Source organism: Mycetocola sp. 2940, assembly GCF_040548835.1.
GTDB lineage: Bacteria > Actinomycetota > Actinomycetes > Actinomycetales > Microbacteriaceae > Mycetocola_A.
The window spans coordinates 61,844-86,806 of sequence record NZ_JBEPSK010000011.1; the positions used below are offsets into that span (position 1 = coordinate 61,844).

A 24,963-nucleotide genomic window follows, 5' to 3' on the forward strand; every position below is an offset into this window, starting at 1 on the left:
CAGGCACGAGACCAGGCCGCACGAACAGTGGCCTCTCAGCCGGCCTTCCGTACTGCGGTGACGACCGGGGTGGCGTTCGCGAAGAGGTCGAGTACCGGGCAGTGCGCGTCGACGACGTCGCGGAGCTGCTGGTAGCGTTCTTCGGATTCCGGCCCGGTGAGTTCGACGGTGAGTCGGACAGCGGTGAAGCCGGGGCGCACGTCTGGGTCCACGCCGAAAAGGCGCGCGGCATCGAGGTCACCCTCCGCCGTCACATCGATCTCGTCGAACGGGATGCCGAGAGCGTGGGCATAGAGACGGAAGACGACGATCTGGCAGGAGATGAGTGCACCGAGAGCGATCTCGACAGGGCTTGCCGCAAGGTCGTCGCCCGCGAGGGCGGCTGGCTCATCGATGACGAATTCGTGCTTCCCGGCGGTGATGCGGCTCGCGACTGCTCCTTCTCCTGTGCCGCGAACGCGGTACTGAAGGTGGGCGGCGGTGCGATCGGCGGCGATGCGGCCGTTCCACGCGGTGCCGGCCTCGGTGAGGCGGCGACCGCGCTCGGCGGTGTCGTTCGTGGTCGAAGAGGTGTCGGTGATTGTCATGGTGACGAAGGTATACGCCCGGCCAGTGGTATTGGCCGGGCCTGTCATGTGACGTAACGCAACGGGAGCCTCCGGAGCTACATCAATCGCATTGTGCACCCTACAATCTCCTCATGGGCGCCGATCGGAGCCAGAGCAGGCTCGGCCAGGCGGCCGCCGCCTTCTCGAGCAACGCGCGCAACCCCAACCTCCGCCGGGCCCAGCTCAGCTTCCTCGGCGCCTGGACCGCCGAGTGGGCCTTCACCGTTGCGCTCGGCATCGTTGCGTACCGGGACGGCGGCGCCGCCGCGCTCGGCCTCGTCGGGCTGCTCCGCATGGTTCCGTCCGCCATCCTCGCCCCGCTGCTGTCCCCTCTCGCTGACCGGGGACGCCGAGAGAGGGTTCTCATCCTCGTATCCACCGCACGGGGACTCGCGACCGCCGCGGCCGCCGTGGTCGCGGCGGTGGCGGGCCCGCCGATGGTCATCTACGCGCTCGCGGTGTTGTCGACGATCGCCGCCACCCTGTACCGCCCGGCCCATTCCGCGCTCCTGCCTTCGCTGTGCCACACCGGGTATGAACTCGCCAGCGCCAACGTGGTCAGGGGGCTGCTCGACTCCGCGGCCACGCTGGTGGGACCCTTGCTGGCGGCTGTCCTGCTCCAGTTCACCGGTGTCGATGTCGTCTTCGCGGTGGCAGCCGCTTCCTCCTTCTGGGCCGCCGGACTGCTGGTGCGGCTCCGGTACGACGCGCCTCCACGCCCTCCAGCGCCCAGCCGGTCCAACCTGTTCGGCGAGGCAGCGGAGGGGATTCGGGCGGTCACGCAGAATCGTGACCTGACGCTCATCCTCGGTCTCGCCGCGGCACAGGCGCTCACCCGGGGCGCGCTCACGGTCCTCTCCGTGGTGGTGGCTATCGAGTTGTTGGGCACCGGCGAGCCGGGCGTCGGCGCCCTGATGGCTGCGGTCGGGGTCGGCGCCGTTCTCGGATCACTCGCAGCCTCCCTCCTCGTCGGCACCGGTCGGCTCGGAGCGTGGTTCGCCGTGGGGGTCGGATTGTGGGGCCTTCCGATCGCTCTCGTTGGACTCGTTCCCCAGGAGTCAGCAGCACTCGGCCTTCTGGCTTTCGTCGGCGTGGGGAATGCCCTCATCGACGTCGCAGGATTCACGCTGATCGGCCGAATGGCACCCGACGAGGTCCTGGCACGCGTCTTCGGGGTGCTCGAGAGCCTGGTCACGGTGTTCATCGGACTCGGAGCCATCGTTGCATCGGTGATGGTGGGGTGGGTCGGCGTCCAGGCGGCGCTCGTGTGGATCGGGCTGGTGTGCCCGGTCCTCGCGGCTGCGTCATGGCGGCGATTGCGAACTCTCGACCGGTCCGTGGTCACGCGCGACCTGGGTGCCGTTCTGCTCCAGCGGGTAGCCATGTTCCGTGCCCTTCCGCTGCCTGCGGTCGAGCAACTCGCCCGGGGACTGAACGCGATCACTGTGGCCGAAGGAGAGGTGGTGTTCAGGCAGGGAGACCTCGGCTACCGGTACTACCTGATCGAGTCGGGCGAAGCCGACGTGTTGGGCGACGGGCGAGTCATCGCAACCCTGGGTCCGGGGGAGGGGTTCGGGGAGATCGCGTTGCTCCGCCGTACCCGGCGAACCGCTACCGTGGTGGGCAGGAGCGAGCTCCGGCTGCAGGCGTTGGACTCGGGGCGGTTCCTCTCCGTCGTTCTCGGGTACTCGCTGAGCGCTCGCGAGGCGGAGGCCGTCGTCGACGACATGCTGGGCCGTTACCGGCCGGACGATCCGTCCGGAGGCCCGCCGGCGCCATCGTGAGCGTGCCGGTTGTGGAACCTCGGCTCCAGTGGGACCCTAGGACATGAAATCCGGGCGTGCGGTCCTGCTGATCGCGGACATCGGTGGCTACACCGACTACATGAGTTCCCATCGGATGAGTCTCGCGCACGCCGAGGTCAACACCGCTCGGATGCTCGACAAGATGATCGATGCGGCTCCCGGCTTCGATCTCATCGAGGTCGAAGGCGATGCGGCTTTCCTCTCGCGTGAGGCAGACGCAGGGGAGGCCGAGACCACCGTTCGGGACATCCTCCGGGTCGCGGTGTCAATGCATCGAGCCTTCCACCTCGAACGGCAGAACGTCGCGATGAACCTCTGTCCGTGCGCTGGCTGCAAAGAGGCGGGCAACCTGAAGCTGAAGTTCGTGGCGCACATCGGCGACGTGGCCACCCAGACCATCAGGCAGCGGCACAAACTCGTGGGTATCGACGTCATTCTCGTCCACCGGCTGCTCAAGAACCCGGTGACGATCCCCGAGTACGTCCTCCTCTCCGAGGAGCTGTACGGCATTAGAGGGACATCGATGACAGCAGCCGTGCACGAGGTCGCGCCAGAGCTCGAGGGGATCGGAACCGTCCGCGCATACTTCGTCGACGTCGGTGACCTCGACGGCTCGCTGCCGCCTCTGCCCGCGCCGACCTGGCGTGGACGCCTCGGGAGGACGGCTGCGGCCGCGGGCCTGGGCATGCCCTACATGCTCGGCCTGCGGCGATCACGCCGCGTGGCGTCGCGCTAGGCGGCGTTCTCAGTCGCGGCTGACATGCCGGATGTCGCTCCGGCATGTCATTCCAGAGGCGGACGCGAAAGGCACATCGACCCGCTAGCCTCGGATCGAGCGAAGGACACCGAATGACCCAGAACATGCCGACCACCAAGCGCAGACGGAACCTCATCTGGGGTGCGGTGATCGCCGTCGCAATCATGCTGGCGCTCGGCGCCGCCGCCTTCGTTTTCGTGAACCAGGCGAAGGCGATACCGGAACCGCAGGTAACGGCTGAACCCTCGCCGGTCGCCACACCGTCGTCGACCCCGTCCTCGACTCCGACGCCGTCAGTCACACCGGAGCCTACGCCGACAGACGGCGCGGTCGCGCTGCCCGACGACTGCCTGGAAATCTACACTCCGGAGTTTCTCGACACCTTCGGAGCCATGGACCTGAACCACCCCGGTGTCGACGGCAGCGTGTCCCGATTCGAGCCGGTCGAAACGATCCGCGAAACCCTGCCCGGCATCAAATGCCAATGGGGCGGACCGACCGAAGGCGGCATCCACACCGCGGTGAACTCGATCACACCTGACGAGGAAATCGGCCTGATCGCCGCGGCGACTGAAAGCGGCTTCACCTGCGCGGCAGGCGGCGAGAACGCCACCCTCTGCCGGTACAGCGAATCGTTCGAGGAGGACCCGTCGTCCCCCGTGCCGGACCCCGTCACCTGGACGATCTCCGAAGAGGTGTACGTCCGCGACGGACTCGTCGTCACCACCTGGTGGGCCGGGACACAACTTTCCATCGACTCGGCTACGCAGCCGGTGTACGACACCCTCTGGCCGCAAGGGTAGACCTCGCCGCATTGCAAAAGACTCGTGGGAGGCCGGTACAGAACCGGCCTCCCACGAGTCGTTTGTCAACGAGCCGCTAGCGTGCGTCCTCTTCGGCGAGCAGTTCGGCCACGCGTCGACGCTCCGCCTTGCCCCAGGTCTCACGCGTGGTGAGGATGCCGATGAGGCCGATGGTGGCGGCGAGAAGGACGACGAACGAGGCGCCAGGCCAACCGACCGCACCCACCATCAGTGCCGCGATGAGCGGAGCGAATCCGCCGACCGATGCGGCGATCTGGTAGCCCATCGAGGCACCTGACGTGCGAGTGGTCGTCCCGAACTGTTCGGTCAGGAGCGAGCCCTGCACACCGGTGAGGGTGGCGTGGATGATACCGATTCCGAGGATGAACGTGAGCACCACGAGTGCCGGTACGGCGTCGTTGGTGAGCAGGTACATCGGGAAGGCGAACGCCATCGCGGCGAGGCATCCGGCGATGTACAGCGGCTTGCGGCCGACCTTGTCGCTCAGCGCACCTGCGGTGAACGTGACGAAGATGGCCAGGAGGCTTGCGGCTGTGATCGCACCGAGCGCGAGCGGCCGGATGTCGGGGAAGCGCTCCGACATGTAGTTCAGCAGGTAGGTGGCGGTCGAGTAGTAGGTGAAGGACTCGACGATGCGGAGCGAGACGACCCGGAGGATGCTCTTCCAGTCGTTGCGCCACGCCGTCAGGAACGGGTTCTTCACGAGCTCGCCGGATACCTTGGCGTCCTCGAACTCGGGCGATTCGCTGAGTCGTGACCGCACGAACAGGGCCGCGATCACGAGCACCGCGCTGAGCAGGAACGGCGTGCGCCACTGCCAGTCGCCCTCGAGCCCGGCGCTGAAGACGAACATTGCGCTGGCCATGGCGATTCCGAGCGGGTTGCCGGCCTGGGGGATGGCGGCGTACATTCCGCGACGGTTTGCCGGTGCGTGTTCGTAGGCCATCGTGATGGCCCCGCCCCATTCCGCTCCGAAGGCGAGCCCCTGGATCATCCGGATGAGCACGAGAAGGATCGGCGCGATGACGCCGACGGTGGCGTAGGTCGGGAGGATGCCGATACAGAAAGTTGCCCCTCCCATGACGATCATGGCAGCGACGAGAACGGGCTTGCGTCCGAACCGGTCAGCCATGTAACCACCGATCGCGCCGCCGAGCGGGCGCATGAGGAAGCCGACGGCCAGAGTGGCGAAGCTCAGGAGGGTGCCGATGAAGCGATCTTCCTCCGGGAAGAAGACGGCTCCGAAATACAGGGCGGATGCGGTCCCGTAGGCGATGAAGTCGTAGTTCTCAACACTCGTTCCAATGCCGGCTGCGATGGACGTCTTCAGTCGGTCTGGCGAGCCGCGAAGCGACTTCCGAGGTGGGGTGGCGACAGTATTTGTCATGTGGATCTCCTTTGATCGTACCGGCGCGAACGCGCTCGGCAGTTTCGGTGTGGGTGGGTCAGGTCAGGTCAGAACGAGCGGAACAGTGCGGTCGTCGAGGGCGTTCAGCTTGGCGACCCGGCGGCGTGTGTCCTCGTCGTCATCGAAGGTCGCGTTGAGAAAGCTCGCGACGATCTCGGCCACGAATGCGCGTGGAGCGAGCCAGGCGCCGAGTGCGATGGCGTTCGCGTCGTCGTGCTCCACCGACTGATGCGCGGAGTACGGCTCGTTCGCGAGCCCGCAGCGGATGCCCCGGATCTTGTTGGCGGCCATGATCGCGCCGGCGCCGGTGCCACAGACGAGGATCGCCCGGTCGGCCCGCCCGTCCAGCACCGGGATGCAGGTCGCAGCCGTGATGTCCGGGAAGTCGACCGGGTCGGTACTGTGCGTGCCGCAGTCGATGACCTCGTGGCCGAGCGCCGTGATGGCGTCGTGCACGAGTTGTTTGTAGGGAAAACCGGCGTGGTCGGCCCCGAGGGAAACCTTCATTCTTCGCTCCAGGAGGTATTGATGGCGGTGCCGCTCGCGACGGGACCAGCGAACTGGTCGACGTCGCGGCGGTGGGGGATTGAGTCCGATGCGCCCGGGCGGGTCACCGTGAGGCCCGCGGCCGCCCCGGCGACGCGCAGATGTGCGGCGGTGATGCCATCGAACGGAAGGTCGCTCGCGAGGTACCCGATGAATGTGTCACCGGCGGCTGTGGTGTCAACGACGTCGACCACCGCGGCGGGAACGCTCTCGCTGCGGGCGCCGTCCACAACGATCGAGCCGTTCCCGCCCAGCGTGCAGACGACAACGGCATCGAGCCGTCGGCCGACCGCGCCGATGAGTTCGTCACGGGCCTCCACACCGATACCGAGCAGTCCGGCCACGCAGAGGAGCTCGTGCTCGTTAACGATGAGAACATCGATCGCGTCGGGCATGCTGTCGAGGGATGTCGGTGCGGGAGCCGCGTTCCAGACGACGGTGGCTCCAGCCGACCGGGCCCGTTGTGCCGCGGCGGTGCCTGCGGCTGGCGGGAGTTCGTTCTGCAGGACGACGATGTCGGTCGCGCCGAGATCGGTGAGGAGGCTTCGCACGTTCTCGGCGGTGACCGTGCCATTCGCGCCGGGGACGACCACGATCGAGTTCTCGCCCGTGTCGTCGACCGTCACGACGGCGTATCCGGTGTGTACGCCGTCGCGGACGAGCATCCGGTCGATGTCTATGCCGTCAGCCTTCAGCTGATCCCGCGCCGCGACACCGGCTTCGTCGTCGCCGACCGCCCCAACCATGATGACGGTTGCCCCGGCACGCACTGCAGCGACCGCCTGGTTGAGTCCCTTGCCGCCGAGTCCGGTGTCCAGGCGGCTGCCTGTCACCGTTTCTCCAGGCGACGGATGCCGTGGTGCGCGAACGAGAATGTCGCGGTTCACGCTTCCGACGACGAAGACGCGGCGGGGCGCGTTCATGTGACGTCCTTGACGGTCGACATTGATCCTCCGAGAGTGGAAACGTTTCCAATTGGGAACGTTTCCAATATTGCCTAAGAGTTCCAAAAACGCAAGTTCTCTATCGGCACGAATTTCAACCCGGGGATTTGCGCGGCGGCCTCGAGTGCAGGAAACTGATGAAACGTTTCCAGCGGAGGTGAACGGATGCCGACGATCAAAGACGTCGCAGTGCGAGCGGGGGTATCCCTCGGTACCGCCTCGCGCGTGCTCAGTGGCGACGGCAACACGTCACTCAAGTCGCGAACGAAGGTGCAGGCGGCCGCCGCCGAGTTGAACTACATCGCCAACGGGCCGGCGCGATCCCTGCGCAGTGCGCGCACCAAGGTGCTCGGTCTCCTCGTCTCCGACATTCGCAACCCGTTCTTCTCCGAGCTCGCGCACGCGGCGGAGCGGGAGGCGATGCGGCTCGGTTACACGGTGCTCCTTGCCAACGCGAACGAGGACGCGACCCAGGCTGACGAGTACCTGCGCATTTTCGCCTCGCAGCGCATCGACGGTCTGCTGCTGGCGCCACAGGGCCCCGCTTCACCGCAACTCATCTCGCTGCTCCGGTCAGGACTTCCGGTGGTGCTGCTGAACCGTCTCGTCGAGGGCGTGGACGCACCGTACTTCGCCACCGACAACAGCCAGGGCGTCGGCCTCGTTCTCGACTGGCTGCAGAAAAGAGGGCACACGGACGTCGCCTTCGTCGGAGGACCGACCACGATCTCGACCGGCGCCGAGCGCGAGGCGGCGTACCTCGCGGGCCGAGCATCGCACGGCATCAGCACTGACCCCGCCTTCATCGACGCCGGCGACTTCCTCGCCGACGGCGCGGAGCGCGCCATGACGCGCATCCTCGACCGGGGAGTGCGCCCGACCGCCGTGTTCGGCGCCAACGGACCGACCACGCTCGGTGCGGTGCGGGCGCTGCGACAGGAACTCGGGGCGTCAGCGGCCTCACACATCGAGGTCGTGTCATTCGATGACCTCGAATGGTTCGAGTTCGTGTCCCCGGCGATCAGCGCGGTGAGACATGATGCCGCGGCCATCGGCAGGCTCGGGGTCGTCGGATTGCTCGAGCTGATGGCCGGCCGGCCGGTCGCGTCTCAGCGGATCGCCACTACATTCATCGACCGCTCGGGAGCCTGACCTCTTCCGGCGGTGGATCAGCCGCCGTTCGGGGCGCCTTTCACCACGGTCAGTTCCGCTTGCCGAGCAGAGACCAGCATGGTGTCCTCCGTCGAGGAGCCGGGGATGGGTTCGCCTGCGACGAGACCCGACGCGACGGCATCCCGAGACCAGCCCGTGGTGCTGTTCATGAGGAAGATGTCGACGCTCGAGAACCGGTCCCGATCCCTGATCACGGTGAGATCGCTCGTGGGCTCCCACGTGACGTCCACCGAGACCGTCTCCGTGAAGCTTTCACCGGTCAGATAGTCGGTCGTGTTCATCGGGATGCTCGTGGCTGTTGCCGTCGCGGCGGTGAGCCGGTTGTGAATCCCCACGTCCACGCCGACATCCGTACCGCCGAAGCTTTCCATCGTCGGGACCGGCGTCAGCTCGTCCTCGACCAGGCGCACCTCGTACCAGAACCTCTGCAGGATGACATGGTCGCCGCTGTCGCGCACGAAATGCCCGCCCCCGGGCTGGTCGCTGTTCTCGTAGGTCTTCGCGTCGGAGGCGATGATGACGGTGTCGAGGCAGGTGTCGCCCAGGTGCAACTCGGGGCACGTCGTCCAAATCCCGGTGGCGAGTCGACCGTTGAAGCTGAGGTGCAGAGCAGGAGCCGCAGATGCCGGCGAGCCCACGACCAGGAGAAAGGCCAGCACGGCCAGGCCCGCGGCCGACGAAACGGCTACTCGCCTCGCTGTCGTCCGGTCACGGTGTGCTCTCGCGTGTACCGGTTTTCTGGACATTGCGCCTCCTGGAACGACGCCCGGCCGGACCCGGGTACCGAAATTTTACCGCCGACGACGACCGGAGGATAGGGCGGTGTTGCGGTGGCGCTGGCTCAGGCCGCCTGCGACCGCGTTGCGGCGAGCGAGCGCTCCAGCAGCGTCCGTAGCGCGCCGCGGTCCACGTCCGTCAACCTCGTGAGGTAGAGGCAGACCTTGCTCGCCCGGTAGTTGCCGAGGCCGTCCAGAAGATCGGGCCACCGCTGGGCGAAGCCGTCGGGGAGGTAGATCGTGTGCTGTCTGGGCCCCGACGCGAAAGCGAGCAGGGGAGAGCGTCCCTCGCGCCCACTCTCGTAGCGGTACTCGAACTCTCCGAACCCGAGGATGCGGCCCGCCCACACCACAGGCTGCTCGCCGCTGACCTCAGTGAAGAGCGCGAGCAGCTCGTCGGCCTCGGCGCGCCGAGGACCCGTAGCTCGCTCAAGCACCTCCTCGACCGGAAGGTCGGACGGTGACATTGCAGGCTGCTTCGTTGCCATGGAATCTCCTGACGATCATGAGGGATAGACCAGCGTACTGCGGCTCGGTTCCGCCGAGAGCCCCCCTGTTCCGGGTCGGCCTCGAAGGCGCCAACCGCGGCCGTGTCGACCAGCTCCTCACCGTTCTGGCAGGGCTAGACGCCGCGTTGCGCCTCTATCCTGCCGGACGCCACGGCACGTACGAAGGCGTCATAGTCGCGGTCGTTCTGGTCGGCATAGTGTTCGGCGAACGCAACGACGGCGTCGTCGAACGCGTCGTCGTCTCCCAGATAGTCTGCGATCGCTGCCGGGTCTCCGGACCGTGCGTGAGCGTGCGCAAGTGTCCACCCGCACATCCGGGCATAGACGGACATCCCGAAGGGAGTCATCCGGTCGACCTGCGCCGACACTTTCATGTCTCGCAGTTGGCGCCAGTAATAGAAGCGGTCGTCTTCGATTCCCTTCGTCCAGCCGAGAAAGATGTCTGACACTGACTGGGTCAGACGCTGCCCCTCCACCACGCGCTGCCCCCGGTTCTCGTATTGGCTTTTCGGCAGGTGGTCTTCGAGCACCGACCGGTTGGCCTCTTTGACCTGGAGGAAAAGCGGGTCGCCGGCATCACGGCCCTGCAGCAAGACCATGAAAGCGCGGGTCCCCACGCTGCCCACCCCCACAACTTTGCGGGCTGTGTCGACGATGGTGAACCGGTCCAGCAGCTGACGGCGATCGGCGCTCAGCGTCGCCTTGTAAGCCTCGAATTGGTCTCTCACGACCTGGCGGATGGCTTCCGCAGACAACCCCCAGGCACCGCTGAGCTCGCGCTGAGGCACGACAAGGGGTGGTGAACTCACGATCCGGCGATTCCCGCCCACGAGCTCGGTGTATTGGGTCAGCGCCTGAAGGCTGTCGCGCCCGCGTGCTTTCTTGATCGCCTTGTTCGTGACCTTGATGGCCCGGTCGATCTCGTCTTTCGCGGGGTTCGCGGCCGCCGACCTTTTCGTGTCCTTGCCCTTGGCAGGCTTCTTCTTGCCGGACTTGCCAGCCGGGATCGTCGCCAGCCGGGCGTCGAGCAGCGTGCGTTGAAAGTCCTGGTCGGACAGGTGGGCGTACCAGACATCGAGGGTGACCATCTCTGCGAACGCTGCCATCGCAGCGCGGTACGCATTCACCGATTCCCGGGTGACCGCCTCCGCGACGGAGGGCGAGAACAGGTTATGGCGGGCGGCGATGGTGAAGCTGGTCGCCATGCGCTTCACGTCGTACTCGAACGGGCCGGGCAGTGTTTCGTCGAAATCGTTGAGATCGAACACCAGCTGGCGTTCCGGCGAGCCGAATCCGCCGAAGTTCGACAAGTGTGCGTCTCCGCAGAGTTGGACGTCCAGGCCGGCGGTCTGCGTGCTGGCCAGGTCGGTCGCCATGATCCGTGCTGCTCCACGATAGAACGTGAACGGTGAAGCCATCATCCGTCCGTGCCGCAGGGGTACGAGGTCGGGTTCGCGAGGGACATTCTGCTCAACCAGCAGATCGACCGGGTCCGGTCGGTCGGCGGAGGGTTCCCACTCGGCGTGTGCGGACAGCGGTGCTGCGATGGTGGGAGAGTCGCCGCCTGTGCTCGAGCGTCTGGCCGCTGAGCGGTGCTCGGTCCGGTCGTTCTTCATCTGTGCTCGATCCCTTGCCCTGTCGCCGCTGATTCTTCCCGTCACGCGAGGCCGGGTCAACGGCACAACGACGACTTCATCCTCGAAGGGTGACCCGGTCAGCTGCTCGAGCCCCTTGACAGCCGATGAGGGGTTCGCCACGATCAACGCGAGGACAGCCTCCAGGAATTCCGGCTCCCTTGCCTCAAGACCATCCGGTCCGTTGACGCCAACCGCGCCCGCCGACGTGAGGCCACTTTTCGCCGGCGCGCGGCCTCTCTCTAAGGGGAAGCACCATGCCACTCACTCCGACCACAGAACACAGTGCACCCGGGACGGTCACCCACCGGGCGCTTGCGTCCGGCATCCTTCCGGCCTTACTGGTGACAGTCACTCTGGGGGCGAGCCCGGCTGCAGCGGCGCCCGTTCTGACCTGCGGCAGCACGGTGACAACGGACGTGACCCTGACTGCGGACCTCCACTGCCCTTCCGGCGATGGCCTCATTCTTGGCTCGAATGTCACTCTGGACCTCGGCGGCCATAGCCTCACCGGCAGCGGATCCGGGGTGGGAGTGCAGACCGAATTCCTGTCCGAAGGGGGCAACACCATCCGCAACGGCACCATCGAGAACTGGGGAACCGGAATCCTCCTGCAGGAGCAGAACCCGAACCATGTGCCGTACATCGTCTCCGACGTCGTCCTTCTCGGGGCACCCCTCAGCCACTACGTAGGCAATATGCCGATGCAGGTGACGCGCGTCACAGCGGTTGATTCGCCGATCAGTGGCCAGCTCGGCGGCGACCTCGCGATTTCACAATCCACGCTGACACGATCGCCCGTCGACGTGTTCTACGCGACCGCAATCATCACCGATTCGACACTCATCCAGAGTTCCGTGAGTTCGACCGCCCAGGGCCAGGTGAACATCGATTCGTCCCGCCTTGACGGCAAGGGAACGAGCGCCGTCGGCTACGTCAGCGAAACGGTCCTCACCATCACGAACAGCACGGTCAAGAACTATGCGCAACCGATCACCGGCTTCTGGGGTGGAGTGACCCTCACCGACAACAAGTTCACGAACATGGCCAATGGTGTCCTCGGGGACGTCAGCTCGAATATCGGGTCAGACGGAACATCCGAGATCGTGGGCAACACGTTCACGCGAAGCGGCGTCGTCCTTCGAGGGAACGTTCCGATGATCGTCGAGGACAACACCTTCAAGCACAACGACGTCGGAGTCGAGTTCACCCGTTCAGCACCATTCCCCGGCGAGCCGGTGCCGACGGCTGACGGTTCCCGTGCCGTCGGCAACGTCCTGATGAAGAACTCAGGAACGGGTATCCTGACCGACCTCCCCGGCCTCGCGGTCGGCGACAACACCGCCAAAAACAACGGCGGATACGGGATCTACGCCCCGGGAGCCGTGGATCTCGGCGGAAACGTCGCCTTCGGTAACGCCCTCGGTCAATGCGTCGGCGTGGTCTGCACGAGGAAGTGAGGTTGTCGCACCCTCGACGCGGGCCGGTCAGTCGTTGGTGAGCAGGACCTTGATCGCGCGGCGCTCATCCATCGCCGTATACCCTTCGGCGGCCCGGTCGATCGGGAGGGTGAGGTCGAAAACCTTGCCGGGGTCGATCTTGCGGTCCCAGATCAGCTGGATCAGTTCGGGCAGGAACCGGCGGACCGGTGCCGGGCCGCCGTGCAGATGCACGCCGGAGAAGAAGAGTTCGAGTCCGTCGAGGGTGACGTCGTGGGAGACGCCGACGTAGCCGACGTGGCCGCCTGCGCGGGTGGACTGGATGGCCTGGTGGATGGACTCCTGGGTGCCGACGGCTTCGATGGTGCTGTGCGCGCCGAGCCCGCCGGTAAGTTCCTTGATTCTCGCAACGCCGTCGTCGCCGCGTTCCTCGACGATGTCGGTGGCGCCGAAGTCGCGGGCGAGCGCCTGGCGGTCGGCGTGGCGCGACATCACGATGACCCGTTCGGCGCCGAGTTCCTTGGCGGCGAGCACACCGAGCAGGCCCACTGCGCCGTCGCCGACGACGGCGACCGTTTTTCCTGGGCCGACTTCGGCCGCGACGGCGGCGAACCAGCCGGTTCCGAGCACGTCGGATGCCGCCAGCAGCGACGGGATGAGGTCGGCGTCGGGCTGACCCGGGGTGGCGACCAACGTACCGTCGGCGAGGGGGATGCGGGCATATTCGGCCTGCGCGCCGGTGGGTGCGCCGGGCTGACGGTGGATGCAGTGCGTCTGGTAGCCGGCCTGGCAGATCTCGCAGGTGTTGTCGGAGGCGAAGAACGAGCCGACGACGAAGTCGCCGACGTGAATGATCGAGACGTCGGCCCCGATGTCGGTGACCACGCCGACGTATTCGTGACCCATGGCCTGGTGGTCGACAGGTTCGGCGCCGCGGTACGGCCAGAGGTCGGAGCCGCAGATGCAGCTCGCAGTGACGCGGATGATGGCATCCGTCGGTTCGACGATCGTCGGCATTTCACGGTCGTCGACCCGGATGTCGCCGGGTGCGTACATGGTGACTCCACGCATGGTGGTGTTCTCCTTCGGTAGGGGATTGGGGCTAAGCCGCTGGTTCAGGCAGGGACAATGTCGTGGTGACGACCTGGGCAGCGGAGGGTCGGACGAGGATGAGGAAGGCGGCTGCGGCGAAGATCACCGCGGTAACAGTGACCGCTCCGAGCGGGAGGATGCTGGTGGCCCCGGCGAGACCGACGAGCGGCGCGGCGATGCCGCCGAACCCGTACCGGACCATGCCGAGCAGCGAGGACGCGGTTCCGGCCATCCGTGGGTATTCGGCGAGCGCGAGCGTCGTTGCGGGTGTCGAGGAGATCGCGACCCCGCTGGCGAGGGCGAACAGCGACACGATGATCACCCATAGCGGCATCGCCACAAGCCCGGATGCGAGCAGGCCGGACGCGCCGACCCCGGCGACAACGATGCCGATACTGAGGGTGCCCGGGACGCTCCACCTCTCCGAGGACCGGCCGGAGAGGTATCCGAAGATCATGAACCCGGCGGAGTTGAGCGCGAACGCTGCCGCGTACGCCTGGGGCGAGAGCCCGTAGATGCCCTGCAGCACGTACGTGGCGCCGGCCAGGTAGGCGAAGACAGCCGCAAACAGAAAGCCCTGGTTGAGGACCGCACCGAGAAACACCCGGTCGGCGATCAGCGTGCGGAAGTCTCTGAGGGTCTGGCCGAGCCCGCCCCGGGTGCGGTGCTTCGCCGGGAGCGTCTCGCGGAAGATGACGAGGGTGAGAACGAGGATGCCGGCACCGATGACGGCGAGGAAGATGAAGAGCCCCCGCCAGTCCAGGACGGTGTTCAGGAGGCCACCCACCAGCGGGCCCACGATCGCGGCGAATCCGCCGATGACGGTCAGACGCCCGTAGAACCGGATCAGCGCTGCACCGGAGTAAAGATCCCGCCCGGCGGCCTGGGCGATCACGATCCCGACGCCGCCCGCAAGGCCCTGCACGAAGCGGGCGAGGATCAGGAACTCGATGGTGGGGCTGAACGCGCACAGCGTCGAGGTGCCAATGTACGCAACGATGCCGACCAGCAGGATGGCGCGTCGCCCGAAACGGTCGGACAGGGGCCCGGCGATCAGTTGGCCGGCGGCGAGGCCGATCAGGCAGGCGGTGACTGTGAGTTGGGCGATCGACGTCGCTGCGCCGAGCTCACTGGTGAGTGCGGGAAGCGCCGGAAGGTACAGGTCCATCGAAATCGGGCCGAACACCGTCAGCAGCAGAAGAAGCGTGGGCAGCAGGGTGCGGATTCCTGATCGTGACGGTGCTGAACTGTGTGGCATGAACCCAGTCTCGGCGCGAGCATCGAGAGGTGGGAGTCTCTGTGGAGGGGTGTACTGGGAGAGGACCCTTCGCGGCGAAAGGTACCCCGGCAGGGCATCCCTCCCGAGCGGCAGCGGATCTACCCTTGGTCGTATGGACAACCGAGCAGAGGTACGAGAATTCCTCATGACCCGCCGCGCCCGGGTCACTCCGGTCGCCGTCGGCATCTCGGCGGGACCCAACCGGCGCGTGACCGGCCTGCGCCGCTCGGAGGTCGCCTCCCTGGCCGGAGTGAGCGTCGAGTACTACGCCAAGCTCGAACGCGGCGCGATCGCCGGAGCATCAGCATCCGTGCTCGACGCCATCTCCCGCGCGCTGCAGTTGGACGACACCGAACGCGCCCACCTGCTCGACCTCGCCCGCGCCGCGGACGGCATCCCGACCTCCGGCCGCCCCCGTCGCCGTACCGGCAAGCCCGCTGATCCGCGACCGAGCCTGCAGTGGGCGCTGGCATCGATCACCGACGGCATCGCGTTCGTCCGCGACCCCCGACAAAATCTCATCGCCGTCAACGACCTCGGACGAGCGTTCTATTCGCTGGTGATCGGCGACGGTGGCCGAACCCCCAACCTCGCGCGATTCCAGTTCCTCGACCCGGCCTCCCGCGACTTCTATCCAGACTGGGACCTGTTTGCTGAAATGTGTGTCGGGATCATGCGAGCCGAAGCCGGGCGCGATCCCCACGACAAAGCACTCCAGGATCTCGTCGGCGAGCTCTCCACGCGCAGTGACACCTTCCGAACCCTCTGGGCTGCTCACAACGTGAGGACCCACGGCTCAGGAACGAAGAGATTCCAGCACCCTGTCGTCGGAGAGATCGTCCTGGCCTATGAGGAGCTCGCCGTCACCGCGGAGCCGGGCAACGTTCTCCTGATCTACACCGCCGAACCCGGATCCCCGTCCGCGGACCGGCTCAAACTGCTCGCCTCGTGGGGCGCCGAGCATCGGTACCCGGATGACTCAATCGACGTCACCGGCAACGCGGCGCCGTCCGGCGCAGGACGCTGGGACCCGAAACCGCCGGGGCGTGGCATCGACTGAAGACCGACCGGTCGAAAACCCCCGCTTTCCGGGGGTTTTTCGCCGGAAGTGCCCTCCGTCGATGGCTATCGATCCCGGCGTCCCCTAGATTGACGACATGCGCAAGGATGCTGGGGCCCTCTGGCTCGATATCGTCGAGGACGTCCGATGGTATCCGTCGCCGCACAATTCCCAGCCGATCAAGCTGATGCCGATCAGTGAGACCGAGGCGCGGATCTATTACGACCTCGACCTCGGGCTGCCGGCCGAATCGTTCGGCATTCCGTTCGGACACGTCTGTGCCGGCGTCTTCCTCGAGTCGTTGTCCGTGGTCGCCTCAGCCCGCGGCTATCGGAGTATGGAAACCCTCGACCACTCCGACATGGATTTCGCTGCCCCCGACCGTTTGCATCTCATCGGCACCGTTCGCCTGGAGCCCACCGTTCTCGACGAGGAGACTGAGTCCACGGCTCAACGTCGGCTGGCTGCCTTCCAGTCCAGGCAGACATCGCGGCGGCCATACGACAGCAGGATCGTCGACCAGAACGTTCTGGCCGAGGCTTCGGCAATCGCGGCCGCGCAGGGTTTCGATTTCCGCTCGACGAGCGATGCGCGACTGGTCTCTACACTCGTGCAGATCAATCAGAAGACGCTTTTCTCCGACCTGCGCAATGACGCTGTCTACACCGAGATCATGCATTGGCTGCGGTTCTCCAGGAAGGAAGCAGTCGCGAAGTCAGACGGGCTGAGCGCAGAAACCATGATCATGCCGGGCCCGGTGCTTCGTTTTGCCATGGGGCACCGTGCTCTCTGGTCCTTCCCCGTTCTCGGCGACGTGATCAGGGCTGTGTACCTCCGCACCATGCGCGGCGTCCGACAGCTCGGGTGGTTGGAAGGCCCGTTCGCCGAGCCGGCCCACTACCTCGAAGCCGGGCGGACATTCATGCAGGTCTGGCTCTTTTTCTCTGAGCGAGGCGTGTACCTTCATCCCTTCGGCACGGTGATCACGAACCCCGATTCGCACGCCGCATTCGTTCGCGAGGCTGGAATACACGAGTCCGACACCAGGATGGCGTGGATGCTTTTCAGGTTCGGCTTCAGCGCTACCCCTCCCGTTGCGCATCGGCGCCCCGCCACCGCTACGCTGCTCAGCCCGTTGCCCGAGACCACGTCCCCGAGGGAGCCACTCCTTGAGTAAACCAGTCATCTTCGCGTTCGTCTTTCTGATGGACAGGTTCATCGGATTGTTCACCCCACGGGTGTCGACCCACCGAATCCTGCTGATGCCGGGCATCGAGCCTTTCCGGTGGGCGGCAGGACGCTGGAGGGCCTGGCGGACCTTCGAGATGGCAGCGAAACGCGTGCCCGCGTATCGTGCGTTCCTTCGTGAACATGGCGTAGCCGGAAAACTTTCGCTGAAGGGCAGGACACTTGCCGCCGCCTTCGCCGCGCTGCCGGAGATGGATAAGGACAGTTACGTCAAACGGTGGACCATCCCCGCGCGCAGCGTGAACGGTGTTCTCCCGCGGCGCGGTGTCGTCGTCGATGAATCATCCGGGAGTTCCGGCGCACCCACCAGCTGGGTGCGTGGCCTCGACGAGCGCCTCGCAACCCGGCAGCTGCTTCAGGTCGGCTTCTCGCGGACGGCGAAGACCCTCAAGAAGCAGCCGTTCGTGCTCAACTGCTTCTCGCTCGGTGCGTGGGCGACAGGAATGAACGTGTCGACGTCCCTCACGGACATCACCATGATCAAATCCATCGGCCCGGATCGGAACAAGGTCATCGCCACGATGCTCGAATTCGGGACGGATTACACGTACATCATCCTCAGCTACCCGCCTTTCCTGAAAGCCCTGTTCGAAGACGACCGGATCGATTGGGACGCCTACGCCATCGTGGCGGCATTCGGAGGCGAGGGCATCAGCGAGAACATGCGCGCACACATCACCAAATACGCGCACAGCGCTTTCGGCTCCTACGGGGCCTCCGACCTGGAGATCAACCTGGCGATCGAGACCGACTACACGGTGGAGCTCCGTCAGGCGATTGCCGGGAACCCCGAACTGTCGGCGCGGCTCACCAAACAGGACGAGTACGGCGTGCTCCCGATGATCTTCCAGTTCAATCCGTACGACTACCTCATGGAAACCAACGAGGACGGGGAACTGGTCGTCACCATCGTGCGGAAAGAGAACGTCAACCCGCGGATCCGCTACAACATCCATGATCGCGGGCACGTGATGCGCGTGCGTGACCTCAACCCCGTGCTCAAGGAATTCGGCCTCGAACACGTCCTTCGCCAACAGTTCCTCGACCTTCCCTTACTTTTCCACTACGGCAGGAGCGACCTGTCCGTCGACTTCAACGGCGCGGTCGTCGCACCGGATGCTCTCCGTGACGTCCTCAGCAGCGACCGGAACCTCCTGGCAGCGGTCGAGAACCACCGCCTCGTCAGTTTCGAAGACGCCCAGGGAAATCGGCAACTGCACATCGCGCTGCAACTCACCGCCAGGGCCACGCAGGAGCGCAGCCTGGACGAGGTCGCCTACCGGACGTACATCCTTGAGCACTTGAGAGGAACGAACGGCGACTTCAACAACGCGATCCTGACGTCACCGGACACGAGCCTGCCCACGGTCGCGTTCTATCCTCTTCGCACCGGCCCGTTCCAATCTGACGGCGTAAAACTCAAGAATGAGTACGTCTGGCAGCTGGGTCCCTCGGCTCCTGAGGACTGGGGCCTGGATCTCACCTTCCAGGCACAGAAGAGCCCGACGGCCGCCGACTGAGCCCGGTCGCAGCCGCAGGACGAGGCACCCTTCTGAGCGGAATCTGAACGCGCTGCCAGGCGCGGCTATTCGAGCCGAGCGCTGCTGAGCACATCGGTCGCGGCGATCTTGAGGATGCCGCCCTCGTCCACGAGCTGGTACGCCGTCACCTCCTGCACGACGCGCCCATCGCGGAAGTGATAGGTGAGCGTCGCCTGCGCTCGATCCGGCGCCGTAGCGCTGACCTCAGCGACCTCGACATCCGCGATCTCCCGCCAGAACCCCTCATAACCGCCTCGGCCCCCGGCGTGGTTCTCCTGATAGTCGGCGGTCATCATGGGCCATGCGCTGTCGAGGTCGCCTGGGAGCATCGCGTAGTAGCCTGCGACCGTATCGACGACCCGCTCCTCGGGGGTTTCCGGCTCCGGCTCCGGCTCTGGCTCTGCGGTCGCGGGAGGCGGGGGCTCAGGCAGGGGCGACGCGGGCGGCGCCGTCGCAGTTTCGGGCGGAGGCGACTCGGTAGGAGACGCCGCAGTCGGGGTCTCGTTTGCCTGCGGTCCGGCGTCGACGTCGGCGTTCGGCCCGAGCAGGCTGAACAGCAGCCCCGCCGACAGGGCGAGGACTCCCACCAGAACGAGGATGCCGGCAATCACAATCGCGCTGCGTCGGCGCCTGGTCGGACGCTCGGGTGCTGCGGCACTCATCGGCGGGACAGGCGCCGGTGTCAGATCCACTGGCGCGGCGGGGGGAGCGGCCGGTTCTCCCAGGCGCTCCGTCGTTGCGGTGGGCGGTTCATAACGGGTGGGGCGGTCGACAGCGGCAGTCCTGGCGACAGGGTCGGATACCCTGCGTACCGGTTGGGTGGGGTCGATCGGCGTCGTCGCCGGAGAGGCCGTGATCTGATCGATCGCCCGGGCGGTCTCGTCGTTCACCGCCGAGAGGGACTGAACGATCGACGTCATACTGGGCCGTCGTTTCGGATTCGCCGACAGCATCTGCCTGAGCAGCGGTACAAGCGGGCCAGCGTGTTCGGGCTGCGGGTACTCGCCGCGCGCCACCTTGTGCAGCAGAGCGATCGCGTTCTTGTCCGACCCGAACGGAGGCTCACCCTCCACCATCGCGTACAGAGTCGCCCCGAGCGAGAAGACGTCCGACGCGAAGCTCGTCGGCAGCCCCCGGGCGACCTCGGGCGCGAGGTAGGCGGGCGTGCCGTGCATCATTCCTGTCGCGGTTATCGTCGCATCCCCGAGTGCGTGTGAGATGCCGAAGTCGCTGATCATCGCCGAGCCGTCGGCCGTGATGAGGATGTTCCCTGGCTTGACGTCACGATGCACGATCCGTAACTTATGGGCCGCCGCCAGTGCGGAACTGACCTGTGCCCCGACCCGCGCCGTCTCGGCCGGCGTCAGTGTTCCGTGCTCGCGCAACAGGGTCGACAGCGGCGTCGACTCGATGAGCTGCATGACGATGCAGGGCTGGCCCTCGTGTTCGACGACGTCGAACACGGTAACCGCGTGGGGATGGTGAAGCCCTGCCGTGATCCGTGCCTCCCGCATTGCCCGATCGGTGGCCAGCTGGCGTTCGACATCCGTCAGCTCCGGTTGTGTGCGCAGCATCTTGAGCGCCACATCGCGATGAAGGCGCTCGTCCCAGGCGTGCCAGACGATTCCCATACCGCCCGCGCCGAGCATCGCCACGAGCCGGTAGCGATCAGCGACGAGGGTGGACGGAGTACTCATGGGACGCGCTCCTTCGCAAACTACGCAGAACGATACGCCAGCCCGGGATTCTGCCTCATGGGCTTGCGTTCATGCGTGCGGTGTGGAACGAGACGTCCAGCCCAGGGGTGCGCTGCCATATACCCCCAAATGGGGGTGGCTCAAGAGTGATTGGTAACGATTTGATTACGATAACCAGCCCGGGCAAACGATGGCTTGTGAGCTTTCCTCACATTCTTCTAGGGTTCTCGCGTACTGAAACGCTCTTGTCGCACGGTGCCCGGTGCTGAGCGAGAAGACGTCGCTTGCGACGCGTGATTTTCTGGATCATACGTCACCTTGGCGCGTTTCCAACGCGTCGTCTGTGCACGCCACCAGGGATGGGTGGATCATGAGAAGGTTCCAGGTCTGGGGCATCGGAGGGGTCGTCGCTGCGGTCACCCTCGCCGTCGTAATCGTGCCCAGTTCGGTGCGCTCAAGCGCTGATCCCGGGGCAGCCCGGCTCGTGTCGGCCGCGTCCAGTGCCCAGATTGCCGCTGGCGCCGCAGACGACCCTGAGTCGGTGCAGGCACCTCCGCCTGCCGTTGTGGCTCTTACCCCCGCGTCGTTCGGGCGCAAGCTCACCGACGGCGCCGGACGCTCGTTGTACGTCAACTCGACGGATCCTCCCGGCAAGTCCTCCTGTGTTGGCGCGTGCGCCCGGACCTGGTTGCCTGTGCGCAGCCTGGGCGGCAAGCCGCAACCGGGATCAGGTGTCGAAGCTCCATCCGTCGGGAACATCCAACGTCCGGATGGCAGCGAGCAGGTCACGTTCAATGGGCATCCCGTGTATTACTACAGCGGCGACACCAGCCCTGGGCAGAGCAATGGCAACGGCCGCAGTGAGTTCGGGGGAGCGTGGAGCGCGCAGCCGCCGGCCAACGCCGGAGGGCCGAACTGACCATGTCCACTCTCAAGAGCAGCGTTCGCCGTCCCGGCTCGCCCACACCGACCCGGCTCGAGGTATGGAAAAAAATACTGACCCTCGCCCTGGCGGTCATCGTGCTCGGGGTCGTCATACCAGGAACCATCGGGCCCGTGACCTCGGCAAGCGGGGCGTGTGACCCGGCAGCAGCCGACGTGATCGTGTGCGAGAACAGCCTCCCGGGAACTCCTCAAAATCAATGGATGGTCAGCGGCTCCGGGGATGCCACAATCCAGGGCTTCGCCACTGCGGTCAGCGCCAATCAGGGCGAAACCGTCTCATTCAAGATCAAGACGAACGCCTCCTTCCACATTGACATCCTCCGGCTGGGCTATTACCAGGGCAACGGAGCCCGCATCGTCGCCAACGATCTTCGGCCCACGGGATCGTCCAACCAGCCGGCGTGCGTCACCGACTCCAGCTCCGGCCTCATCGACTGCGGAAACTGGGCGGTCACGGCGTCGTGGGCGGTTCCATCGACCGCGGTATCAGGTGTGTACATCGCCCGTCTCGTACGCGACGACACCCGAGGCGCCAGCGTGATTCCGTTCGTTGTTCGGGACGACGACGGGACCTCTGACCTGCTGGTCCAGACCTCCGACGAGACCTGGCAGGCCTACAACGCGTATGGCGGAAACAGCCTCTACGAGTGCACCGTTGCGTGCCCGCCCGGCAACCCCGGCGGCTACAAGGCGGCCTATAAGGTTTCTTACAACCGCCCGTACCTCACGGCGGACATCGGTGGCGGCAGGGACTTCCTGTTCGGGACTGAGTATCCGATGATCCGTTTTCTGGAGGCCAACGGCTACGACGTCGACTACACCAGCGGGCTCGACGTCAGCACGCGCGGACCGCTGCTGATGAACCACAAGATCTTCCTCTCCGTCGGGCATGACGAGTACTGGACCGGTGAACAGCGCAGGAACGTCGAGATCGCGCGCGACAACGGCGTGGACCTGGCCTTCTTCAGCGGTAACGAGATGTTCTGGAAGACACGCTGGGAGTCCAGCATCGCCGGCCCGACGACTCCCGGACGTACCCTCGTCACCTACAAGGAAACGCACTTCGACGCGCCTGTGGATCCCCTCGGCCCGTCGATGTGGACGGGCACCTGGCGGGATCCGCGCTTCAGCCCGCCGGGAGACGCGCGCTCCGAAAACTCGCTGACCGGTCAGTTCTTCCTCGTCAATGCAGGGACGACGGACATCCAGGTTCCCGCCGAGTACGCGAAGCTTCGTCTGTGGCGGAATACGGCAGCGGCGGCGCTTTCACCAGGGCAGACGTTGACACTGGGCTCCGGGATCGGAACTCTCGGGTACGAGTGGGACGCTGCATCCGACAATGGCGCGAGCCCTCCTGGGCTGATGAAGCTGTCGTCCACGACGGCCGCGGTCGAAGCATTTGTGGATTACGGAACGAACGTTTCGCGGGACCAGTCGACGACGCACAATCTGACCCTGTACCGCGCCTCGAGTGGAGCGCTGGTCTTCGGGGCTGGCACGGTGCAATGGGCCTGGGGACTCGACGGAGCCACGACCGGCAAAGACCCGGACCGCACCATGCAGCAGGCAACGGTCAACCTCTTCGCTGACCAGGGCGCGCAACCCCATTCGCTGATAGCCGGGCTGACCCCGGCGACCGCATCCGGCGACCAGACTGCGCCGACGTCCACCATCTCCGCGCCGGCGAACAACGCGAACATCGCCGACGGAACACGCGTGACCGTCACCGGCACAGCATCCGACGCAGGCGGCGTCGTCGCCGGAGTCGAAGTGTCCGGCGACGGTGGGTCGACCTGGCGGCCGGCAACCGGTACGACGAACTGGTCATACACTTGGGTGGCCCATGGCAACCCCAGCACGACCCTCAAGACGCGGGCCGTCGACGACAGCGGCAACCTGGAAACTCCGAAGCCCGGGGTCACAGCCAACGTCGCCTGCCCCTGTTCCCTCTGGGGTCCCAACGTGACGCCTGCCCATGCCGATTCCGGCGACGGTAACTCCGTCGAAGTGGGCATGCGATTCATGACGGAGAGAGCCGGGAACATCACCGGCGTTCGCTTCTACAAGTCCACCGCCAACACGGGGACCCACATCGGCAACCTGTGGAACCAGAACGGGCAACTCCTGGGCCGGGCGACGTTCTCCAACGAAACCAGTTCCGGGTGGCAGCAGGTATTGTTCCCGACCCCTGTGGCGGTCACCGCAAACACGCAGTACGTCGTCTCGTACTTCGCCCCGTTCGGGCGCTACGCGTACGAGTCCGGCTACATGTACCTGCACCCCTCCCCGGTGCCGGCAGGCAACAGCGACCTCGACAGTCCTCCCCTCCACGGCTTGCGCAATACGCTGGGCACGACCAACGGGCTGTACAGCTACAGCGGGTCGACGACGTTCCCGGTCAACACCTACAAGGGCGAGAACTACTGGGTGGACGTCGTGTTCTCAGACGGGCAGCCGACCACGCCGACGTCACCTGCGGCACCGACGAACGTGACAGCCACCGCTGGTAACGCGTCGGCGACAGTCACCTGGACGGCACCGTCGAACGGCGGCAGCGCGATCACTCGGTACACGGTCACCCCCTTCATCGGTACGGCTGCACAGCCGTCGACGGATGTGACGGGGTCGCCACCGTCGACGAGCGCGACGATTTCCGGCCTCACCAACGGTACGTCGTACACGTTCCGGGTGACCGCGACGAATGCGGTGGGGACGAGCCCGTCCTCGAGTGCGTCCAACGCGGTGACGCCGACGGCGCCGGCCACCCCGACGGCCCCAGCGGCTCCGACGAACGTGACCGCGAGCGCGGGTAACGTCTCGGCGACGGTCAGCTGGACGGCGCCGTCAAATGGCGGAAGTGCGATCACCCGGTACACGGTGACCCCGTTCATCGGCGGGACGGCCCAGCCGTCGACGGATGTCACCGGGTCGCCACCGTCGACGAGTGTGACGATCTCCGGCCTCACCAACGGCACGGCTTACACGTTCCGGGTGACCGCGACGAATGCGGTGGGGACGAGCCCGTCCTCAAGCGCGTCGAACTCGGTGACGCCAACCGCACCGGTCACCCCGACGGCGCCAGCGGCTCCGACGAACGTGACCGCGAGCGCGGGTAACGGCTCGGCGACCGTCACGTGGACAGCGCCGTCGAACGGTGGCAGCCCGATCACCCGCTACACGGTCACGCCGTATGTCGGGTCGACAGCGCAGGCCGCGACGATCGTCACCGGCACGCCGCCGGGTACGAGCGCCACTGTGACCGGTCTGAACAACGGCACGGTGTACACGTTCACTGTGACAGCCACCAATGCAGTCGGTACCGGACCGGCTTCGGCGCCCTCCAACGCCGTGACGCCGATCACGATGACGGTGCCAGGGGCGCCCACCAACGTGACCGCGACAGTTGCCAACCGCTCGGTCACACTGACCTGGACGGCGCCGCCAAACGGAGGCAGTGGCATCACGCGATACACGATCACCCCGTACATCGGGACAACCGCGCAGGCTCCGATCGTCGTCACCGGGTCACCGCCGCCGACGACCAGGAAGCTCACCGGGTTCAAGAACGGGACGACGTACACGTTCACCGTGCGGGCGACGAACGCGGTGGGAACGGGGCCGGAGTCGGCCAAGTCCAACGCGGTCACTCCGGCGCCTCGCTAGGGCCGGGCGCGAGCG

The 24,963-nt window shown here is 66.0% G+C and carries 20 protein-coding genes; 10 read left to right on the top strand and 10 right to left on the bottom strand.

Annotated elements, in window-relative coordinates; translation table 11 throughout:
* Nucleotides 1-35: 35 nt before the first annotated feature.
* Nucleotides 36-587 (bottom strand): OsmC family protein, encoded by a 552-nt coding sequence (locus ABIE24_RS13760; protein WP_354500588.1) that lies wholly within the window; start codon nucleotides 585-587, stop codon nucleotides 36-38.
* Nucleotides 588-700: 113 nt separating this feature from the next.
* On the opposite strand from ABIE24_RS13760, the gene ABIE24_RS13765 reads away from it, so the two are divergent.
* From ABIE24_RS13765 to ABIE24_RS13775, 3 genes are all read left to right on the top strand, one after another.
* Entirely contained in the window at nucleotides 701-2,392 is a 1,692-nt protein-coding gene (locus ABIE24_RS13765; protein WP_354500590.1) for an MFS transporter, read from the top strand.
* Nucleotides 2,393-2,435: 43 nt separating this feature from the next.
* Nucleotides 2,436-3,149, top strand: a complete 714-nt coding sequence (locus ABIE24_RS13770; RefSeq protein ID WP_354500592.1) for a DUF2652 domain-containing protein — start codon at nucleotides 2,436-2,438, stop codon at nucleotides 3,147-3,149.
* Between the two features lie 113 nt (nucleotides 3,150-3,262).
* Nucleotides 3,263-3,973 (top strand): hypothetical protein, encoded by a 711-nt coding sequence (locus ABIE24_RS13775; protein WP_354500594.1) that lies wholly within the window; start codon nucleotides 3,263-3,265, stop codon nucleotides 3,971-3,973.
* Nucleotides 3,974-4,049: 76 nt separating this feature from the next.
* Here ABIE24_RS13775 and ABIE24_RS13780 read toward each other — a convergent pair whose 3' ends face one another.
* The 3 genes from ABIE24_RS13780 to ABIE24_RS13790 form a co-directional block, all read right to left on the bottom strand.
* The gene (locus tag ABIE24_RS13780) at nucleotides 4,050-5,381 is read right to left on the bottom strand and encodes an MFS transporter (RefSeq protein WP_354500596.1); all 1,332 of its coding nucleotides are present in this window, start codon (nucleotides 5,379-5,381) and stop codon (nucleotides 4,050-4,052) included.
* Between the two features lie 63 nt (nucleotides 5,382-5,444).
* Nucleotides 5,445-5,909 carry an RpiB/LacA/LacB family sugar-phosphate isomerase gene (locus tag ABIE24_RS13785; protein ID WP_354500598.1) on the bottom strand — a complete coding sequence of 155 codons (465 nt, stop codon included), beginning with the start codon at nucleotides 5,907-5,909 and terminating at the stop codon, nucleotides 5,445-5,447.
* Nucleotides 5,906-6,871, bottom strand: coding sequence for a ribokinase (locus ABIE24_RS13790; RefSeq protein WP_354500600.1), 966 nt, complete (start codon nucleotides 6,869-6,871; stop codon nucleotides 5,906-5,908). The genes ABIE24_RS13785 and ABIE24_RS13790 overlap by 4 nt, the downstream gene beginning before the upstream one ends.
* A 186-nt stretch (nucleotides 6,872-7,057) precedes the next feature.
* On the opposite strand from ABIE24_RS13790, the gene ABIE24_RS13795 reads away from it, so the two are divergent.
* Nucleotides 7,058-8,044: a LacI family DNA-binding transcriptional regulator gene (locus ABIE24_RS13795; protein WP_354500602.1), complete on the top strand. Its 987-nt coding sequence runs from the start codon at nucleotides 7,058-7,060 to the stop codon at nucleotides 8,042-8,044.
* 17 nt (nucleotides 8,045-8,061) lie between these two features.
* Here the strand turns inward: ABIE24_RS13795 and ABIE24_RS13800 are convergent, their stop codons facing one another.
* From ABIE24_RS13800 to ABIE24_RS13810, 3 genes are all read right to left on the bottom strand, one after another.
* The gene (locus ABIE24_RS13800) at nucleotides 8,062-8,811 is read right to left on the bottom strand and encodes a hypothetical protein (RefSeq protein ID WP_354500604.1); all 750 of its coding nucleotides are present in this window, start codon (nucleotides 8,809-8,811) and stop codon (nucleotides 8,062-8,064) included.
* A gap of 95 nt (nucleotides 8,812-8,906) precedes the next feature.
* Nucleotides 8,907-9,329 carry a DUF1801 domain-containing protein gene (locus tag ABIE24_RS13805; protein ID WP_354500606.1) on the bottom strand — a complete coding sequence of 141 codons (423 nt, stop codon included), beginning with the start codon at nucleotides 9,327-9,329 and terminating at the stop codon, nucleotides 8,907-8,909.
* Nucleotides 9,330-9,463: 134 nt separating this feature from the next.
* The gene (locus ABIE24_RS13810; protein ID WP_354500607.1) at nucleotides 9,464-10,966 is read right to left on the bottom strand and encodes a DUF2252 domain-containing protein; all 1,503 of its coding nucleotides are present in this window, start codon (nucleotides 10,964-10,966) and stop codon (nucleotides 9,464-9,466) included.
* Nucleotides 10,967-11,328: 362 nt separating this feature from the next.
* Between ABIE24_RS13810 and ABIE24_RS13815 the strand changes: the two genes are divergently transcribed.
* Nucleotides 11,329-12,444: a right-handed parallel beta-helix repeat-containing protein gene (locus ABIE24_RS13815; protein ID WP_354500609.1), complete on the top strand. Its 1,116-nt coding sequence runs from the start codon at nucleotides 11,329-11,331 to the stop codon at nucleotides 12,442-12,444.
* Nucleotides 12,445-12,471: 27 nt separating this feature from the next.
* Here the strand turns inward: ABIE24_RS13815 and ABIE24_RS13820 are convergent, their stop codons facing one another.
* Both ABIE24_RS13820 and ABIE24_RS13825 read right to left on the bottom strand, forming a co-directional pair.
* On the bottom strand, nucleotides 12,472-13,494 hold the full coding sequence (locus ABIE24_RS13820; protein ID WP_354500611.1) for a zinc-dependent alcohol dehydrogenase family protein: 1,023 nt from the start codon (nucleotides 13,492-13,494) through the stop codon (nucleotides 12,472-12,474).
* A 31-nt stretch (nucleotides 13,495-13,525) separates the two neighbouring features.
* Nucleotides 13,526-14,773, bottom strand: coding sequence for a multidrug effflux MFS transporter (locus ABIE24_RS13825; RefSeq protein WP_354500613.1), 1,248 nt, complete (start codon nucleotides 14,771-14,773; stop codon nucleotides 13,526-13,528).
* Nucleotides 14,774-14,906: 133 nt separating this feature from the next.
* On the opposite strand from ABIE24_RS13825, the gene ABIE24_RS13830 reads away from it, so the two are divergent.
* The 3 genes from ABIE24_RS13830 to ABIE24_RS13840 all read left to right on the top strand — a co-directional run bounded on the left by ABIE24_RS13830 (nucleotide 14,907) and on the right by ABIE24_RS13840 (nucleotide 18,622).
* On the top strand, nucleotides 14,907-15,854 hold the full coding sequence (locus ABIE24_RS13830) for a helix-turn-helix transcriptional regulator (protein ID WP_354500615.1): 948 nt from the start codon (nucleotides 14,907-14,909) through the stop codon (nucleotides 15,852-15,854).
* 97 nt (nucleotides 15,855-15,951) lie between these two features.
* Entirely contained in the window at nucleotides 15,952-17,031 is a 1,080-nt protein-coding gene (locus ABIE24_RS13835; protein WP_354500617.1) for a hypothetical protein, read from the top strand.
* Complete coding sequence (locus tag ABIE24_RS13840) at nucleotides 17,024-18,622, top strand: phenylacetate--CoA ligase family protein (RefSeq protein WP_354500619.1); 1,599 nt, start codon at nucleotides 17,024-17,026, stop codon at nucleotides 18,620-18,622. The genes ABIE24_RS13835 and ABIE24_RS13840 overlap by 8 nt, the downstream gene beginning before the upstream one ends.
* Before the next feature lie 65 nt (nucleotides 18,623-18,687).
* Here the strand turns inward: ABIE24_RS13840 and ABIE24_RS13845 are convergent, their stop codons facing one another.
* Nucleotides 18,688-20,340, bottom strand: a complete 1,653-nt coding sequence (locus ABIE24_RS13845; protein ID WP_354500621.1) for a serine/threonine-protein kinase — start codon at nucleotides 20,338-20,340, stop codon at nucleotides 18,688-18,690.
* Nucleotides 20,341-20,710: 370 nt separating this feature from the next.
* Between ABIE24_RS13845 and ABIE24_RS13850 the strand changes: the two genes are divergently transcribed.
* A complete protein-coding gene (locus ABIE24_RS13850; RefSeq protein ID WP_354500623.1) occupies nucleotides 20,711-21,259 on the top strand; it encodes a COG4315 family predicted lipoprotein in 549 nt (182 codons plus the stop codon).
* A 2-nt stretch (nucleotides 21,260-21,261) separates the two neighbouring features.
* A complete protein-coding gene (locus ABIE24_RS13855; protein ID WP_354500625.1) occupies nucleotides 21,262-24,948 on the top strand; it encodes a N,N-dimethylformamidase beta subunit family domain-containing protein in 3,687 nt (1,228 codons plus the stop codon).
* Nucleotides 24,949-24,963 lie beyond the last annotated feature (15 nt).